The following is a 16073-nucleotide window of genomic DNA, read 5'->3' on the forward strand; positions in this document are numbered from 1 at the left end:
CGGAGTGGTGGGGCACCGAAGCGCGGGAGCGCCGGACCCCGTCGCGGGTGGTCAGAGGTGCTTGACCAGCTCCGGCATCAGGTCCTGGAAGGTCCGCCCGCTGGCCGGCTGGCCGATCGCGGCCATCTGCCAGCCGGTCGCCGTGCGCTGCACCTTCGCCATGATCTGCGCGGTGTACGGGCCGCCGCCGGTGAGCGTGTAGCGCGCCAGCTCGACGCCGGTGGTCTCGTCCACGAGCCGGCAGAAGGCCGCCTCGACCTCCTGGAAGGTCTGCCCGGTGAAGGAGTTGACGGTGAAGAGGATCTGGTCGACCTCGGCGGAGACGGTGGCCAGGTCGACCGTGATCGACTCGTCGTCGGTCGCGTCGCCCGCGCCGCCGACCAGGTTGTCCCCGCTGTGCCGCACCGAACCGTCGTTGCTGTTGAGGTGCTGGAAGAACACCACGTCCACCGGCCGCCCCTGGGCGAACAGCACCGCGGAGGCGTCCAGGTCGATCTCCCGGCCGGCGGCGAGCAGCTTGGCGAAGAAGCCCTTGCGCTCCGCCGCCTTCCAGCCGAGGCCCATCCGGACGAGGCTCAGTTGCCCGCCCCCCGGCTTCTCCAGGCTGATCTTCTGCCCCTTGGCCAGCGAAACGCTCATCGCGTCCTCCTCGTTCTGCCACCGCCCGTGCCGCGAATCTACAGCACTGTAGAGAATTTATGATCATCGACGGTGTCCTGCGAGCACCTCTACCCCGTATTGCCCCGGGCCTCACCCCGACAACGGTCCGCACACTGAGGGAACCGGCGGTCCGACGTCTGGCGTAGCCGCGGGCCGCGACCGGCCGACCGGGGCGGCGCACCGTCTAGGGTCGGCCCCGCAACGCTCACGACTCGCAGTGCTCACGACCGTTCCCGGGCCGTGCCGACGCGCGCCGGCCCGCTCTCGCTGGGGGGACCACCATGCCCGAGCAGCACGAAGGAACCGAACAGCACGCAACGCCGCGGCGGCCGGAGGGATCCCGCCTCGGCCGCCGCCGACTGCTCCGGGCCGGCCTCGGCGCCGGCGGCGCGCTGGCCACCGTCCGACTGCTGCCCGGCGGCGCGGCCTGGGCCGCCGCCGCACCGGACACCGACCACGGCACCGCGCAGTACGACGGCCTCTGGCCCTCGTCCACGCGGGCCGCCGGGCTGCGCGCCACCGCCGCCCAGACCTGGCCGGACTGGACCCGCTACGCCCGCATCGCCGACGGCACCTTCAACGAGCCCGCCGACATGCAGAGCGCCGTGGACGCGCTCAAGGCGCAGGAGGTCAGCGTCATCGAGCTGGACACCCTGCTCTCCGACTGGCTCACCGACGCCCAGTTCGCCGCCCACATGGCCGAGGTGAAGACGTTCACCGGCCTGGCCCACGCCGCCGGCCTCAAGGTCGTCATGTACTACCCGTCGCTGGAGCTGATCTCCCCCGGCGGCGAGAAGGGCCGCTCCTTCTACAAGAACGACCAGGGCAAGAACTGGGTCCAGCGCGACCTCGCCGGAAAGCCCAACGTGTTCTACGGCAGCGTGGTGGTCTGGGTCGACCCGGGCGACGAGAGCGTCTGGCTCAGCCCCAACTCGCCCTGGCGGGACTACTACCTCAACCGGATCAAGGGCGTGGCCGCGACCGGCGTGGACGGCATCTGGCCGGACGTCCCGATCTACTTCGACGGCGTGCTCTCCTGGTGCGACGCCTCCACCTGGGGCGCGGCCGCGTTCAAGGCCGACACCGGCCTCGCCCTGCCCAAGGCCGCGAACTTCGCCGACCCGGTCTTCCGCCGCTACGTCGAGTGGCGCCACCGCAACCTGCTCCGGTTCCAGCTGGACATCGCCGACGCGGGCCGCTCGGTCAACCCCGACCTGGTCACCTTCGTCGAGACCGTGTCGATGGACTACCGCTACGCCACCTCGATCGGCCTGGACGGCGGCTACCTGCGACAGGCCCCCGGCGCCGTCAGCCAGGTCTGGGAGGTGGACATCCTCGGCAACTACGACGGCATGCGGCACGCCACCGCCTCGGACTGGGTCTGCCTGATCTCCATGTACAAGTACGCCCGCGCCGCCAGCGGCACCAAGCCGGCCTGGGCGTTCTCCTACGGCTGGCAGGCCGACGACGCCTCGCTGGTGATGTCCCAGCTGATCGCGGCCGGCTGCAACCCGTACGAGGTGAAGACCCCGTTCAAGAACGACACCGTGGACGCCGCGATGCGCACCCGGATGTACCGCTTCGTGCGCACCAACCAGACGAAGCTCTACGACCCGGTCTCGATCGCGCGGGTCGGCGTCTACCACTCCGCCCCGTCCCGGGACTACGTGGGCCCCGGCGAGGGCAACGGGATGTACGTCAACGCCACGGCCCCGGCCGGGATCACCGACTGGTGGGGCGGCGACGACCCCGGGATGAGCTGCGCCTCGCTCTCCTGGCTCGGCGAGTTCCGGGGCACCGTCAAGGCGCTGGTCTACGCCCACGTCCCCTTCGACACCGTGCCCAGCCCCGGCCTGACCGCCGACGACCTGGCCCGGTTCAAGGTCCTCCTGCTGCCCAACCTCCAGGCGGTCTCGGACACCGAGGCGGCGCTGCTGCGCGGCTTCGTCTCGGCCGGCGGGACGATCGTGATCACCGGCCCGGCACCCACCGCGCTCGACGAACTGGGCGGCCAGCGAACCGAGTTCGCACTCTCCGACGTGCTGGGCCTGCGCAAGGCCGACCCGCTGCCCGCAACGAAGACGAACTCCTACGGCAGCGGCAGCTGTTGGTACGTCAAGACCCTGCCCGGGCTGAGCTACCTCACCAAGACCGACCAGGCCTCGGCGGACCAACTGCTCACCGCTGTCCGGCAGTCCGCCCCGCCGGAGGTCACCCTGGCCGGGGACCGCCGGATCTTCCTGGACGCCCGGCGGCTCGGCGCCGACACCGTCGTCCACCTGGTGAACTTCACCAACTTCGGCGACACCCCGGCCGCTTTCCGCAGCGCGCCCGCCAACTGCACGCTCTCCTGGGCCCTTCCGGCCGGGGCGAGCGTCTCCGCCGTCACCGTCGCCAGTCCGGACGGCACCGACCCGGCGCCCAAGGCGGTCCCGTACACCGTCACCGGCGGAACGGTCAGCGTGCCGCTGACCGTCGCGCAGTACTCGGTGGTGACGATCAGCGCCGGCTAGCGGCGGCCAGGCGGGGCGCCGGGATGCGCCAGAGGGCGGCGGGAGCGGACTCGCCGCCCGGGGCGGACTCGAAGGCGATCCACCGCCCGTCCGGGGACCAGCTCGGCGCGCCGTCGTAGGCGCCGTCGTCGCCGGTCACCCGGACGGGGGTGCCGCCGGCCGCCTCCAGCACGAAGACCTGGGCGTGCGGCAGCTCGCCCAGGGTGGAGGAGAAGACCAGGAAGCGGCCGTCCGGGGACCAGCTCGGGTCGGTGTGCTCGCCCGGCGCCCCGGTGACCTGCCGCGGCCTGCCGCCGTCCGCGTCCACCGTCCACAGCGACCAGTCCTCACGGCCAGCGCCGCGGCGCTGGAAAACGATCCGGTCGCCCGTCGGGGACCAGTTCGGCTGCCGGTTGTCGGTGCCGGTACCCCGGCCGTCCACCAGCAGGACGGGAGCACCGCCGCTGCGGCGGACCTTCCAGAGCGAGTCCTGTTCGGCCGCGTCGCCCTGCGCGGCGGCGTGCTCCGGCTCCCAGCTCTGCTGGAAGACGATCCACTCGCCGTCCGGGGAGAAGCTCGGCTCGCTGTAGCCGCTGCCGTCGGCATGCCTGGTGACCCGCTCGGGGGCGCCGCCCGGCCGCATCAGCCAGATCTCGTCGTGTCCGGACTCCCGGTCGGTGGCGAAGGCGAAGGCATCGGCGGCGGCGTTCCAGCTGGTGCCCGGGAGGTTGACGGCCGCCCGGTCGGGGTCCGCCAGCACCGTGCGCGGGGCGCCGCCGTCCAGCGGCAGGATGCCGAGGGCGGCGTCGCCCTTGTTGTAGCCCCCGCTGAACTCGGTCAGCAGGAGGGAACGGCCGTCCGGGGCGAAGGCCGGGTTCTGCGCGCTGCGGCCGCCCCCGGCGCGGTAGAGCAACCGGGCGCCGTCGGCGCGGCGCTCGGCACCAGCCGAGGGCGCTTCGGCCTCGGGTGTGCTGGTCGACGGCGTGCTGGTCGGTGGCGGCCCGGTGGGCGACGTGCCGGTCGGTCCGGGCCCCGGCCGCTCCTGGTCGGCGGAGCCGGAGCCCGGGCCCGAACCACCGCATCCGGTCAGCAGCAGCGCGGCGGCGGCCAGGGCCACCGGGAGCATGCGAGTCCTCATGCCCCGCAGGCTAGTTGACGTCGCGTCAGCCGTCGTCCGCCGCCAGGCGGATCAGGCGCCGCCGACCGGCAGGTACCTCCCACCGGCAGGTGCCGCCGCGGCCGGCCCGCAGGCCGCGCGTCACCCGGCGCCGCGCTCCAGCCGCACCAGCGCGTCCACCGCGACCCGTCCCCCCGCGCCGGCGTCGCCGCCCTCGCCGCCCTTGTGTCCGGGCTCGCCGCCGACCGTGCGGTGCACCCGCTCGGCGCGGACGGAGCGCAGCCCGCGGTCGGCGAGGTCGGCCAGGACGTCCTCGGGAGTGAAGAGCACGGCCGGGTCCTGCGGGCCGCCGACGCCCTCGGTGAGGTTGCTCAGGTCGTGCCCGATGACCAGCAGGGTGCCGCCGGGGGCGAGCGCGTCGGCGGCCCGGCGCAGCGCGGCCCGGCGGTCCGGGGCCGGGATCTGCAGGTAGGCGACCAGGACGAGGTCGTAGCCGGCGGCGGGGGCCTCGAAGGAGCGGGCGTCGCCGTGGCGCCAGGTGAGCCGGTCGGCGACCTCGTCGGGCAGTTCGGCGGTGAGCCGTTCGGCGCGTTCCAGGGCGACGGCGGAGAAGTCCAGTCCGGTGACGTCCCAGCCCTGGGCTGCCAGCCAGATGGCGTTGCGGCCTTCGCCGGCGGCCAGGTCGAGGGCGTGGCCGGGGGTGCGGCCGGTCAGTTCGCGGACCACCCACTGGTTGGGCGCGGCGCCCCACACCAGCTCGCTCGCGGCGTAGCGGTCGTCCCAGTCCTGGCTGTCCATCGCGCGTCCTCCGTTCGACGGGCCTGCTCGTACCGGCCAACCTACCGGCCCGCCGCCGGGCCGGCCGCCGCTCCCCCGGGGCCGGAGGCGGCCCTGCGGGGGCGGTCGTGCGGGCGGCGGCTCCGACGTGCCGGAGGCCGTCCAGCGGGCGGACACCCTTGACGGCGAATATTGGTCCAGTCCAATCTGTTCAGTCGTGACGTGCACGGGTCGGCCGCCCGTCGTGTCCGCGCACCGCTCGTCAGCACGTGTCACCAGCCCGCGCGCCCCCACCGCGCCCGGGCCGGCTCCCTCGGCCCACCCGGGCCACCGCACCGCCGGAACCCCCCACACATCCGGAGGACCCACCGCATGCACGACCGCGTCATGCCCGCACGGCCCGCCCACCCCGCCGGGGAGCGCGCCGGCCGCCGGGCCGCCCACCGCAGAAGGGCCACCGCACTGGCCCTGGCCGCCACCCTGACCACCAGCGGCGCCGCCCTCGCCCTGACCTTCGGCTCCGCCTCGGCCTCCCCGGTCAACCTGCTGGCCAACGGCGACTTCGAGACCGGCACCCTGGCCGGCTGGACCTGCTCCAACGGATCGGTCGTCACCACCCCGGTGCACGGCGGGAGCCGCGCGCTCAGCGGCGCCGCCTCGGCCTCCGACACCGCGCAGTGCCAGCAGACCGTCGCCGTCCAGCCGAACACCACGTACACCCTGGCCGGCTGGGTCCAGGGCAGCTACGTCTACCTGGGCGCCACCGGCACCGGCGTCAACTCCTCGGCCTGGACCCCGGGTGGGACCGGCTGGAACCAGCTGAGCACCACCTTCACCACCGGTGCCACCACGAGCTCCGTCACCGTCTTCACCCACGGCTGGTACGGCACGGGCGCGTACTACGCGGACGACCTCACGCTGACCGGCCCGGCCGGCCCCACCGCGACCACCAGCCCTACGGCCACCACCAGCCCCACGGCCAGCGCCAGTCCGACCGCCACGGCCAGCCCGACGGCGACCGCGAGCCCCACCGCGACCGGCGGCCCGACCGCGACCAACAGCCCGACGGGCACCCCCACGACCACCACGCCGACCCCGACGGCCACCGCGAGCGGCCCGGCCGGGGACGGCAAGGTCACCACCCCGACCGGCTTCGCGGTCACCCGGACGACGTCCAACGCGGTGGTGCTCAGCTGGCAGCCCTCCACCCTCACCAGCGGGGACGGCGCGGTCGCCTACAAGGTGTGGTCCAACGGCCAGCTCGTCGCCACCTCGATGGGCACCTCCGTCGCGGTCAGCTCGCTGCTGCCGGGCCGGAGCTACACCTTCAGCGTCCAGGGCTACTCCGGCAGCCACGCCTCCGCCCAGTCCGCGCCGGTGAGCACCACGACCGCGGCCGCCCCCGCCCAACAGCCGGTCCGCTCGGCCTACTTCGACCAGTGGGGCGTCTACGAGAACGCGTACAACGCGAAGAACGTCGACACCAGTGGCGCGGCGGCCAAGCTGGACGTCATCCACTACGCGTTCGCCAACATCGACCCCACCAGGTTCACCTGCTTCCAGGCGGTGAAGGCCTCCGACTCGGCCAACGAGTCCAACCCGAACGCCGGTGACGGCGCGGGCGACGCCTACGCCGACTACCAGGCCGACTACAACGCCGGCACCAGCGTGGACGGCAGCGGCGACACCTGGGAGCAGCCGCTCAAGGGCAACTTCAACCAGCTCCGGCAGCTGAAGGCCAAGTACCCGAACCTGCGCTACACCATCTCGATCGGCGGCTGGACGTACTCCAAGTACTTCTCCGACGCGGCGGCCACCGACTCCTCCCGGAAGGCCTTCGTCTCCTCGTGCGTCGACATGTTCCTCAAGGGGAACCTGCCGACCGGCGTGGCCGGTGACGCCTCCGGCGGTCCGGCCTCGGCCGCGGGCCTCTTCGACGGCATCGACCTCGACTGGGAGTACCCGGGCTCGGCCGGCGGCCACACCGGCAACCACTACTCCGCGGCCGACAAGCAGAACTTCACCCTGCTGCTCAAGGAGTTCCGCACCCAGCTGGACGCCCTCGGCACCGCCCAGGGCAAGCGGTACCTGCTGACCGCCGCACTGCCCAGCGGCCAGGACAAGATCACCCAGCTGGAGACCGACAAGATCGGCGCCTACCTGGACTACGCCGACGTGATGTCCTACGACATGCACGGCGCGTGGGACGCCACCGGCCCGACCAACCACCAGGACCCGCTGCACGACAGCCCGGCCGACCCGACCACGCCGATCACCCCGGGCACCCGCAAGTACAACGTGGACACCACGCTCGCCGCGTACACCACCGGCCTGCCCGAGTACGGCATCCCCGGCGGCTTCCCGGCGAACAAGATCGTGCTGGGCATCCCGTTCTACTGGCGCGGCTGGACCGGAGTCCCGGCCGGCTCCGACTACGGCCTGTACCAGAGCGCGACCGGCCCGACGGCGAAGAAGCCGCTGAGCCAGGAGGCCGGTCTGGCCGCCTGGAAGGAGCTCAACCCGACCCCGGCCCAGACCCACTGGGACCCGGTCACCGAGAGCAGCTGGGTCTACGACGGCACCAACTTCTGGACCGGCGACACCCCGCAGGCCGTCCAGGCGCGCGGGGCCTACGCCAGGAGCAAGGGCCTGGGCGGGCTGTTCGCCTTCTCCCTGGAGAACGACGACGCCTCGGCCACGATGCTCAACGCGATGGACAGCAGCCTTCGCTGACGCCCCGTCGGCAAGGAGTGACGGCCCGCGCGGAGCTCCGCGCGGGCCGTTCGTGGCTCTGCCGTTCCGGCGAGCCGACTCTCCGTGGCTCAGCGCGACTCGGTGTGGCTCCGCGCGACTCGGCGTGGCTCAGCGCGGCGGCACCGGGTCCGTCCCGCCCGCGCCCGGGCGGCAGCGCAGCAGCCGTCCGGCCGTCAGCCGGGCCCCGCGCAGCGCGCCGTGCCGGTGCAGCGCCTGCACCGCGTAGGTCGAGCAGGACGGCGTGTACGGGCAGCAGGCCGGACGGCGGGGGCTGACCTCGGTGCGGTAGTAGCGCACCGCGCCGTACAGCACCCCGGCCGCGAACCCGCGCGGGGCGGGGGCCGACGGGTCGGCCGGCCGGCGCCCGCGCGCTCCGGTGAGGGCGAACCGGACGCCGGAGACCATCATCACCGGGATCAGGGCGATCAGGCAGGGATCGGCGAACTCGCAGCAGCCGTCGAGGCAGCAGTCGGCGCCCTCCCTCCGGAGGTGCTTGCGCCGCTGGGCCTTGGCGTGCTCCTCCGTCCGGTAGCGCTTCCGGTACTCCTCCCAGATCCGGCGCTGCTTCTTCCGCCGTAGCCGCTCCGAGGCGGGCAGCCACAGCCAGGCACGCTCCGGGCGGGCCGGCGGGAAGTGGGCGCCGAGATCCGGCGTCGGGTCGGACACTGCTGACGATCCCCTCGTTCTCTCCGCCGAGGCCGACCCCGACGATCCGGGCAAGATTATCCGAAGATCACCTGCCCGGATCCCGAGTGAAGCCGCCTGGGCGGAGCCCGGCCGCTCAGCCGCCGAGGTTGAGCGAGGGGAAGAGGTCCTCGAACGGCTGGGTGGTCACCGACACGCTCCGGGAGAACGGATTGTCGAAGTCCCAGATCATGAACAGCAGGAAGGCGATCAGCACGCTGAAGCAGAGCGCCAGGGTCAACTCCCGTGGCGTGCGCCGGATCTGCAGCGCGAACAGCATGCCGACGGTCACCACCGCACCACCGATCAGGCCGAGCCAGACCACCCCGGGCATCGTCGGCCCGGCGTTCTGCCCACGCGAGTTGCGGGCCTCCGAGGCCTGGCTGATCCGGTCCATGATCGGCTGGTAGGACTGCGACTCCAGGTCGGAGGCGGGCGCCCGGGTGGCGACGTCGTTCTGGAGCTTCTGGAGCAGCTGGTCGCCCTTCTCGGTGATCGCCCCGTTCTCCTTCATGTAGTCCCACTCGGTGTTCACCACGTACGTGACGTAGGCGTCCACGTCGGCCCGGACCTGGTCCCGGAACTCCACCGGGTAGACCACCGCGCGGTCGCTCACCTCGCGCAGCGACTGCGCCTCGCGGAACAGGTCGTCCTGTGCGGCACCGCGCGCCTCCCAGACACCCGCGATGGCGAGACCGAGGACGATCGCGTAGACCACCCCGATCATCATCGTGATGTACTCGATGACGTCCGGGGTCTCGTCGGTGCTCTCCTCGATCGGTCGGCGCTGCCTCAGCACCACCACCGCCACGACGACGGCACAGGCCGACGCCATGGCGATGATCAACGCCACCCACTCGGACATGGGAACTCCTCTCTCTGGCTTGGCTTGTGACGGAACGGAAAAAGTCGGGAGGGCGGCCACGGGCCGTGGGGACGGGCCCACCGCCGGGAAGGAACCGGGAGGGAACCGGTCGGCGGGCCCGTCAGGCGCCCGTCAGGACTTGTTCGCGCGGCCACCGCGACCTCGGCCGCCATGGCCCGGCCGCAGGGCCGCCGCCGCGATCACAGCGGGGACCATGATCATCAGCATCGTGGTGGTCATCGAGATGCCCTGGTGGTGCCGGGCCAGCGGCATGGGCTTCGTCGCCTGGACGCGGAACACCGGTTGTGCCGACGGGGTCGGCCACAGCGGGCTCGGACGCGCCGCGCTCGGCGAGGCCACGGGGCTGGGGGCCGCCGGGCTCGGGGCCGGCGGACTGGGCGCGGCCGGGCTCTGGGCCGCCGGCGCGGGAACCACTGGGGCCGGGGCGGGCGGAGCCGGCACCGGGGCAGGTGGCGGTGCGGGAGCGGGCGACGCCGGGGGCGCGGGTGAAGCGGGCGCCGGGGTGGGCGCCGGCGTCGGGCTGGGGGTCTGACTCGGGCTCGGAGTGGGGCTCGGGCTCGGCGTCGGCGTGGACGTCGGTGTCGGGCTCGGACTCGGACTCGGGCTCGGACTCGAAGTCGGGGTGGGGCTCGGAGTCGGCGTCGGCGTAGGGCTCTGCGACGGCGTGGAGGTGGGGGTCGGAGTCGGGGTGGGCGTGGGGCTCGGCGTGGACGTCGGAGTCGGAGTCGGCGTCGGCGTCGGCGTCGGGCTCGGCGTGGACGTCGGAGTCGGCGTCGGCGTCGGCGTCGGCGTCGGCGTCGGGCTCGGCGTCGGGCTCGGCGTGGACGTCGGTGTCGGGCTCAGCGTCGGAGTCGGAGTGGGGCTCGGCGACGGCGTGCGCGTCGGCGTTCGAGTCGGCGTAGGAGTGGGAGTGCGCGTGGGAGTAGGCGTGGGCGTCGGACTGGGGCAGGGATGCGGGTGGTGGTGCCAGCCGTGGTCCCCGTACCAGTCGTCCTCGTCTCCGTCGTCGTAGTCGTCACCCTCATGGCCGGGCCCGACCTGGCCCGGCCCGGTCGGTCCCAGCCCGATCTGTCCCTCGACCGGCCGCCCGGACTCGCTCCGCAGTCCCGCCGGGCGCGAGGGCGAGGAGAGGGGCGTCGACGGGAAGGGCGGGGAGGGGACGGGAAGCGAGGTCACGGGCGGCAGGGAGAAGGGCGGCGAGGTGGGCTTGACGGTCGGCTTCGCAGTCGGCTTCGCGGTGGGCTTGTGCGTGTGGCAGGGGTGGTGCCAGTGCGGCGGCCAGGGCCAGTGGTGCCCCGGACCGGCGCTCGGCGCGACGGTGACCCCGACCTGGACGTCCACGTCCACATCGACGCTCACCTGCCCGCCCGGCCGGACCGACATCGACACGTCGGTCTCGTCGCAGACGCAGGTCTCCACCACCGGGCCGTGCGGGTACCCGCCGGGGCTCCCGGCGCCGGAGGCGGTCGCTCCGCCGACCAGTGCGCAGATCGCGACCACGCTTGCCGCCGCGCCGGTCAGCCGTGCCCGTCGCCCGGGCGCGGCGCCCCCGCCGCCGGGCGGTATCCGGCGGATCTGCCGACGCTGGGGCATGGGCTCCACGCACCTCTCGGGTCGTCGTCCGGGGAGGACGGAACGGGCTCGGGCCGACCGGCCTGGTAGGAAGGGGCAGAACGGTTGGAACGGGAAGAGGGGTCGAATACGGTCGCATCTCCGACAGAAGGCCCATCGGGTACGACCAAAAGTGATCAGACGTGGTCAGGCGGACGGCCCGCCTTCGCGGGCGGGCCGTCCGCCATCAGGTCAAACGATCTTCGAGCCGGCCGGTTACGGCCCGCGCCCGCTGTTCTCCGCGCTCAGCTGCGACGGTGCGCGATCTCCACGTTCTCCAGCACGCCGACCGCGTCCGGCACCAGGATGGCGGCCGAGTAGTAGGCGCTGACCAGGTACGAGATGATCGCCTTCTCGTCGATGCCCATGAAGCGGACCGAGAGCGACGGCTGATACTCGTCCGGGATGCCGGTCTGGTGCAGGCCGATGACGCCCTGGTTGTCCTCGCCGGTACGGATCACCAGGATCGAGCTCGTGTTCTCCTTGGTGATCGGGATCTTGTTGCACGGCAGGATCGGTACGCCGCGCCAGGCCGGCACCTGCTGCCCGCCGAGGTCGACGTGGGTGGGGTACAGCCCGCGGGCGTTGAACTCCCGGCCGATCGCGGCGATGGTCCGCGGGTGGGCGAGCAGGTAGTCGGGGTCACGGCGGCGGTTGAGCAGCTCGTCCAGGTCGTCCGGGGTGGGCGGGCCGGAGTGGGTCTGGATGCGCTGGTCGAAGTCGGCGTTGTTGAGCAGGCCGAACTCCGGGTTGTTGACGATCTCGTGCTCCTGGCGCTCGCGCAGGGCCTCGATGGTCAGCCGCAGCTGGTGCTCGGTCTGGTTCATCGGCTGATTGTAGAGGTCCGCGACGCGAGTGTGGACCTTCAGGACGGTCTGCGCGACGCTCAGCTCGTACTCACGGGGCTTGAGCTCGTAGTCCACGAAGGCGCCCGGCAGCTCGAACTCGCCGTGGTGGCCGGCCGACATGGCGATCTCGGCCTCGCCGCGCTCGTTCTGCGCCTGGAGCGGCAGGGCCAGGAAGGCCTGGAGGTGCTCCTGGAGGCTGGGCGCGTTGTCCCGGATGGCGGCGAACTCCGCCCGGCTCAGCGTCAGGGCGACACCGGCGGTGGCGGTCTTCGCGGTGAACTCCCAGGTGGCGTCCGGGTTCAGCAGCGCGTCCTCGCCGAAGCGGTCGCCGTCGCCGGCCACGCCGACCACGGTCTCGTCACCGTACTTGCCGGTGCCGATCTTGTTGACCTTGCCGTGCGCGATCAGGAAGATCTTGTCGGCGGCCTCTCCCTGGGTGGTGAGCACCTCACCGGGGCCGAAGTCCCGCTGCTGGCAGCGGTCGGCCAGGGCGGTGAGGACGTCCTCGTCCTCGTAGCCGCGCAGCAGCGCCAGCTCGCCCAGCTCCGCCGGGATCACCCGGACCTGGGAGCCGGTCTTGATGAACTCCACCACCCCGTTGCCGACGGCGTAGGTGAGCCGGCGGTTGACGCGGTAGGCGCCACCGGCCGCCTGGACCCAGGGAAGCACCTTGAGCAGCCAGCGGGAGGTGATCTCCTGCATCTGCGGTGCGGACTTGGTCGTGGTGGCAAGGTTCCGGGCAGCGGCCGTCGCAAGGCTCTGCTGCTTGGCCTGCACTGCCTCCGGGCTCGTGTCCACGGTCATCGGCAGGGCTCTCCATTCCTGTGATCGGGTCACGCGTCCAGGGGCATAACGGCCCATCCTGGCGCATGCTATGACGGATCATCAGATCCGCTTACCGGTGGGGTCGTTGGCGCATTGCGCGAAGTGCGGCCGCCGTCTCCCGGCGGCCCATCCGGAACCCTAGATCACCAGAACCCGACCGGGCTCGCACGGAGGCCGACTACCCCCCGATAGGGTGAATCTCGCCCAGTCCGCCCCCATCGCCCCATGAACTCCGGGAACATCCGTTCGCCCCGGCGATCCCCTTGCTGCCAACGGCGTTCCAGCCCCGGCCCGGGCCTGCCCGGCAGCCCGGGGACCGTCGCCGGTCGTCAACCCGGCACACCGTTGCGGCATCCGGCGCGGCCCGGCCGCGGGGAGTGTGCGAACCGCCCCGGGAACGCGAAGGGCCCGCCAGGCGCCGGCACGGGGGAAGCCGGCGACCTGACGGGTGTACGGGGGGTTCGCGGTGCGGGCAGGCCGGTCAGGCGCAGGCGACCTGGGTACCGGGGACGCCGACGATGCCCGAGTTGTTGGCCTCACCGCCGTTGTACTCGTAGTACAGGTAGGAGTAGAAGTCGATCCGGGTGTCCGGGCCGCAGGCCGAATCGGGGGCCACGGTGTACGTCACCGTGAAGGCACTGCTGGCCCCCGGGGCGAGCGGAACGTTGTAGCGGGCGATGCCGCCGTGGACGTTGTCACTGCACCCGTTGGTCTGGGTGCCGCACGCGGTCGCGGTGAACTTGAGCCCGGGCTCCAGACTGGTGGCGTAGGTCTCCTGGACGCTCTGGTAGACGAACTGGATCGGGGTGTCGTACGGATTGGTGAGTGTCAGGGAGAGGGTGAACTCGCCGCCCCGCACGGTCGTCTGCTTGTCGGAGACGACCGTGAGCGGCAGCCGGCTGTCGGCCCGGGCGGCGGGGGCGGCGGAGAGGAGCAGACCGACCACGAGGGCCGGACACGCGGCGAGCGCGACGCGACTCGGATGTGTTCTGCGCATGACCGAGAAGCGTAGGCGCCGCCTCCACCGGGGTTGTGTTCCTCGGCCCTGGTCCGTACCGACGCAGGAGCGGCGAGCGGACACCGCGCACCCGACGCCCGCGTTCCGACCCCACGCGCCCGCCCGGGGGCCTATGCTTCGCCGGCCCTCCCCCACCTCCTTCGCCCGCACGCCCCTTCACCCGCACGGCGGCAGGATGTCGCAGAGCGCGCCGAGCGCCGCCGGGTAGGCGTGGTCCGGCGGCGTGGCGTAGCCGACCACCAGGCCGTCGACGGCGGGCATCGCCTCCTCGCCGATCGCCGGGTGCCGGTAGTCCGCGAGCCCCTCGACGGCCAGGCCCCGGTAGGCGGCGGCCTTGAGCACCGAACGCTCGGTGCCCGGCTCCAGCCGCAGCACCGCGTGCAGGCCGGCCGCGATGCCGGAGACCTCGATGTGCGGAGCGCGGGCGGCGAGCGCGGCCACCAGCTCGTCGCGGCGCTCCCGGTAGCGGCGGCGCATCCGGCGCACGTGCCGGTCGTAGCCGCCGGAGTCGATGAACTCGGCGAGGGTGAGCTGGTCCAGGGCGCTGGCCCAGCCCTCGCGTTCGCCCTTGGCGGCGAGCGCGCGGTCCACCAGGTGGTCGGGCAGCACCATCCAGCCGAGCCGCAGCGCGGGGGTCAGGCTCTTGCTGGTACTGCCGAGGTAGACCACCCGTTCGGGGTCGAGCCCCTGGAGGGCGCCGACCGGCTGGCGGTCGTACCGGAACTCCCCGTCGTAGTCGTCCTCCAGGAGCAGCCCGCCGCGCCCGCGCGCCCAGTCGACCACGGCCGCGCGACGGGCCGGGTGCAGCGGCCCGCCGGTCGGGAACTGGTGGGCGGGGGCGAGCAGGGCCGTCCGGACCTCCGGGTGTCGCGCCAACTCGCCCGCCCGGGCGCCCTGTTCGTCGATCGGCAGCGGAACGGTGGGGACGCCGGCGGCGGCCAGCAGCCCGCGGTGGAAGCCCAGCCCGTACGCCTCGACGGCCAGCGCGCCGTGCTCGGCGGGCGGCAGGACGGGCGCGGCTCCGTCGAAGAGCAGCCGCAGGGCGTGGGCGAAGCCGGAGCAGACCACGATCCGGTCGGGGTCGGTGCGCACCCCCCGGGCGCGGGCGAGGTAGTCGGCGAGGACGGTGCGCAGTTCGCGCCGGCCCTGGGGATCGCCGGGCCCGAAGGCCTCGTTGGGGGCGCCGGTGAGGGCCCGGCGGGCGGCGGCGAGCCAGGCGGTGCGCGGGAAGGAGGCGGCGTCGGGCTGGCCCTGCCGCAGGTCGTGGGTGGGGCCGGGGCGGCGGACGGGCCGGCGGGCCCGGGTGCGCGGGACGGGTTCGGCCCGTTCGGCGACGGCGGTGCCGGAGCCCTGGCGGGCGGTGAGCCAGCCCTCGGCGACGAGTTCGGCGTAGGCCTCGGCGGCGGTGTTGCGGGCCAGGCCGAGGTCGGCGGCGAGGGCGCGGTAGGGCGGCAGCCGGGTGCCGGGGGCGAGTCTCCCGCTGCGGATCGCCTCGCGCAGCGCCGCCATCAGCGCGGCGCGCCGGCCCCCGGCGGCGGGGAGGTCGAGGTGCAGGTCGTTGCCGGTCGGGTGGGCGGGCTCGGAGGGGTGCGTGCCCCGCGTGTCCGTCATGGTCACGCACCCTACCGGCCGCCTCCCGGCACCCCTCGGGCGCCTGCCCGACCGCGGGCACCGACCCGACCGCGGGCATGGGCACCGGCCATCGGGCACCGGCTACCGCACGGCTACGGCTACGGCTACGGCTACGGCACGACGGTGACCGGCCAGCGGCCGGCCTTCACCAGCCGGACGGCCACCGAACCGATCACCTTGTGCCCCGCCTGCTCGGAGGCCCCGACCACCACGGCATCAGCGCGCAGCTCGTCCGCGAGCTTGGCGAGGCCGGTGTACGGTTCGCCGCGCATGGTCAGGAAGCGCCACTCCACCTTCCACACCTCGCGCACCCGGTGCTCGGCCTCGCGCAGCGCGGACAGCAGTTCCTCGGCGATCTCCTGGGTAGTCTCCTCCACCGCGGCCCCGGCCAGGGCGGTCGCGGCGCCGAGGATCGGCTGGATGTACGCCACCGCGAGGACGGCGCCCTGCCGGCGGGCCAGTCCGGCGGCGTAGGCGGTGGCCCGCCAGGAGGAGTCGGAGCCGTCCAGGCCGGCCAGGATCACGGTGGGGCCGTCGGTGCCCAGCTCGAAGCCCGCGGGTGCGGCGGCCGCCTCGTGCCCGGGGGTGCCGATCGGCGCCCCGGCCGTGGCGGCCCCTTCCGTACCGGCGTCCGCCGCCCCACCCGTACCGGCGGCCACCTCTCCCGGGTCCGCCGTGTCCGCTGCATCGCTCTCGTTGCTCATGGGGTGAGGCTATGCCTGCCACCGGGAGTGACGACCGGGGGCACTCCGGGTGAGGGCTGTGGCCC

At 73.5% G+C, this 16073-nt stretch carries 13 protein-coding genes; 4 read left to right on the forward strand and 9 right to left on the reverse strand.

Annotated elements, in window-relative coordinates; all coding sequences use genetic code 11:
* Positions 1-51: 51 nt before the first annotated feature.
* Positions 52-639, reverse strand: coding sequence for a TerD family protein (locus ACFWP2_RS13800; protein ID WP_380450585.1), 588 nt, complete (start codon positions 637-639; stop codon positions 52-54).
* 302 nt (positions 640-941) lie between these two features.
* On the opposite strand from ACFWP2_RS13800, the gene ACFWP2_RS13805 reads away from it, so the two are divergent.
* A complete protein-coding gene (locus tag ACFWP2_RS13805; RefSeq protein WP_380450586.1) occupies positions 942-3173 on the forward strand; it encodes a hypothetical protein in 2232 nt (743 codons plus the stop codon).
* Here ACFWP2_RS13805 and ACFWP2_RS13810 read toward each other — a convergent pair.
* Both ACFWP2_RS13810 and ACFWP2_RS13815 read right to left on the reverse strand, forming a co-directional pair.
* The gene (locus ACFWP2_RS13810) at positions 3160-4290 is read right to left on the reverse strand and encodes a hypothetical protein (RefSeq protein WP_380450587.1); all 1131 of its coding nucleotides are present in this window, start codon (positions 4288-4290) and stop codon (positions 3160-3162) included. The two genes, ACFWP2_RS13805 and ACFWP2_RS13810, sit on opposite strands and share 14 nt — an antisense overlap.
* A 120-nt stretch (positions 4291-4410) precedes the next feature.
* Positions 4411-5067 carry a class I SAM-dependent methyltransferase gene (locus tag ACFWP2_RS13815; protein ID WP_380450589.1) on the reverse strand — a complete coding sequence of 219 codons (657 nt, stop codon included), beginning with the start codon at positions 5065-5067 and terminating at the stop codon, positions 4411-4413.
* 351 nt (positions 5068-5418) lie between these two features.
* Between ACFWP2_RS13815 and ACFWP2_RS13820 the strand changes: the two genes are divergently transcribed.
* On the forward strand, positions 5419-7779 hold the full coding sequence (locus ACFWP2_RS13820) for a glycosyl hydrolase family 18 protein (protein WP_380450590.1): 2361 nt from the start codon (positions 5419-5421) through the stop codon (positions 7777-7779).
* 129 nt (positions 7780-7908) lie between these two features.
* Here ACFWP2_RS13820 and yidD read toward each other — a convergent pair whose 3' ends face one another.
* Together yidD and ACFWP2_RS13830 are read right to left on the reverse strand one after the other, a co-directional pair.
* A complete protein-coding gene (gene yidD, locus ACFWP2_RS13825; protein ID WP_380450592.1) occupies positions 7909-8466 on the reverse strand; it encodes a membrane protein insertion efficiency factor YidD in 558 nt (185 codons plus the stop codon).
* Between the two features lie 115 nt (positions 8467-8581).
* Positions 8582-9349, reverse strand: coding sequence for a hypothetical protein (locus ACFWP2_RS13830; protein WP_380450594.1), 768 nt, complete (start codon positions 9347-9349; stop codon positions 8582-8584).
* 214 nt (positions 9350-9563) lie between these two features.
* Between ACFWP2_RS13830 and ACFWP2_RS13835 the strand changes: the two genes are divergently transcribed.
* Together ACFWP2_RS13835 and ACFWP2_RS13840 are read left to right on the forward strand one after the other, a co-directional pair.
* Positions 9564-9902 (forward strand): hypothetical protein, encoded by a 339-nt coding sequence (locus ACFWP2_RS13835; RefSeq protein ID WP_380450596.1) that lies wholly within the window; start codon positions 9564-9566, stop codon positions 9900-9902.
* A 36-nt stretch (positions 9903-9938) separates the two neighbouring features.
* Positions 9939-10382, forward strand: a complete 444-nt coding sequence (locus ACFWP2_RS13840) for a hypothetical protein (protein ID WP_380450597.1) — start codon at positions 9939-9941, stop codon at positions 10380-10382.
* Between the two features lie 844 nt (positions 10383-11226).
* Here the strand turns inward: ACFWP2_RS13840 and ACFWP2_RS13845 are convergent.
* The 4 genes from ACFWP2_RS13845 to ACFWP2_RS13860 form a co-directional block, all read right to left on the reverse strand.
* Entirely contained in the window at positions 11227-12633 is a 1407-nt protein-coding gene (locus ACFWP2_RS13845) for a family 2B encapsulin nanocompartment shell protein (protein ID WP_380450598.1), read from the reverse strand.
* A 502-nt stretch (positions 12634-13135) separates the two neighbouring features.
* Positions 13136-13651 carry a hypothetical protein gene (locus ACFWP2_RS13850; protein ID WP_380450600.1) on the reverse strand — a complete coding sequence of 172 codons (516 nt, stop codon included), beginning with the start codon at positions 13649-13651 and terminating at the stop codon, positions 13136-13138.
* A gap of 177 nt (positions 13652-13828) precedes the next feature.
* Entirely contained in the window at positions 13829-15283 is a 1455-nt protein-coding gene (locus ACFWP2_RS13855) for a PLP-dependent aminotransferase family protein (protein WP_380450601.1), read from the reverse strand.
* A gap of 131 nt (positions 15284-15414) precedes the next feature.
* Entirely contained in the window at positions 15415-16008 is a 594-nt protein-coding gene (locus ACFWP2_RS13860) for a universal stress protein (protein WP_380450602.1), read from the reverse strand.
* Positions 16009-16073 lie beyond the last annotated feature (65 nt).

Origin of the sequence: Kitasatospora sp. NPDC058444, assembly GCF_042721415.1 — a bacterium.
Lineage (GTDB): Bacteria > Actinomycetota > Actinomycetes > Streptomycetales > Streptomycetaceae > Kitasatospora.

Bases quoted from the DNA above. Each gene is read 5' to 3' on its own strand.
- ACFWP2_RS13835 (WP_380450596.1), top strand. From the start codon at position 9,564: ATGATCATCAGCATCGTGGTGGTCATCGAGATGCCCTGGTGGTGCCGG.
- ACFWP2_RS13820 (WP_380450590.1), top strand. From the start codon at position 5,419: ATGCACGACCGCGTCATGCCCGCACGGCCCGCCCACCCCGCCGGGGAG.
- ACFWP2_RS13845 (WP_380450598.1), bottom strand. From the start codon at position 12,633: ATGACCGTGGACACGAGCCCGGAGGCAGTGCAGGCCAAGCAGCAGAGC.
- ACFWP2_RS13855 (WP_380450601.1), bottom strand. From the start codon at position 15,283: ATGACGGACACGCGGGGCACGCACCCCTCCGAGCCCGCCCACCCGACC.
- ACFWP2_RS13815 (WP_380450589.1), bottom strand. From the start codon at position 5,067: ATGGACAGCCAGGACTGGGACGACCGCTACGCCGCGAGCGAGCTGGTG.
- ACFWP2_RS13830 (WP_380450594.1), bottom strand. From the start codon at position 9,349: ATGTCCGAGTGGGTGGCGTTGATCATCGCCATGGCGTCGGCCTGTGCC.
- ACFWP2_RS13850 (WP_380450600.1), bottom strand. From the start codon at position 13,651: ATGCGCAGAACACATCCGAGTCGCGTCGCGCTCGCCGCGTGTCCGGCC.
- ACFWP2_RS13805 (WP_380450586.1), top strand. From the start codon at position 942: ATGCCCGAGCAGCACGAAGGAACCGAACAGCACGCAACGCCGCGGCGG.
- ACFWP2_RS13810 (WP_380450587.1), bottom strand. From the start codon at position 4,290: ATGAGGACTCGCATGCTCCCGGTGGCCCTGGCCGCCGCCGCGCTGCTG.
- ACFWP2_RS13860 (WP_380450602.1), bottom strand. From the start codon at position 16,008: ATGAGCAACGAGAGCGATGCAGCGGACACGGCGGACCCGGGAGAGGTG.
- ACFWP2_RS13800 (WP_380450585.1), bottom strand. From the start codon at position 639: ATGAGCGTTTCGCTGGCCAAGGGGCAGAAGATCAGCCTGGAGAAGCCG.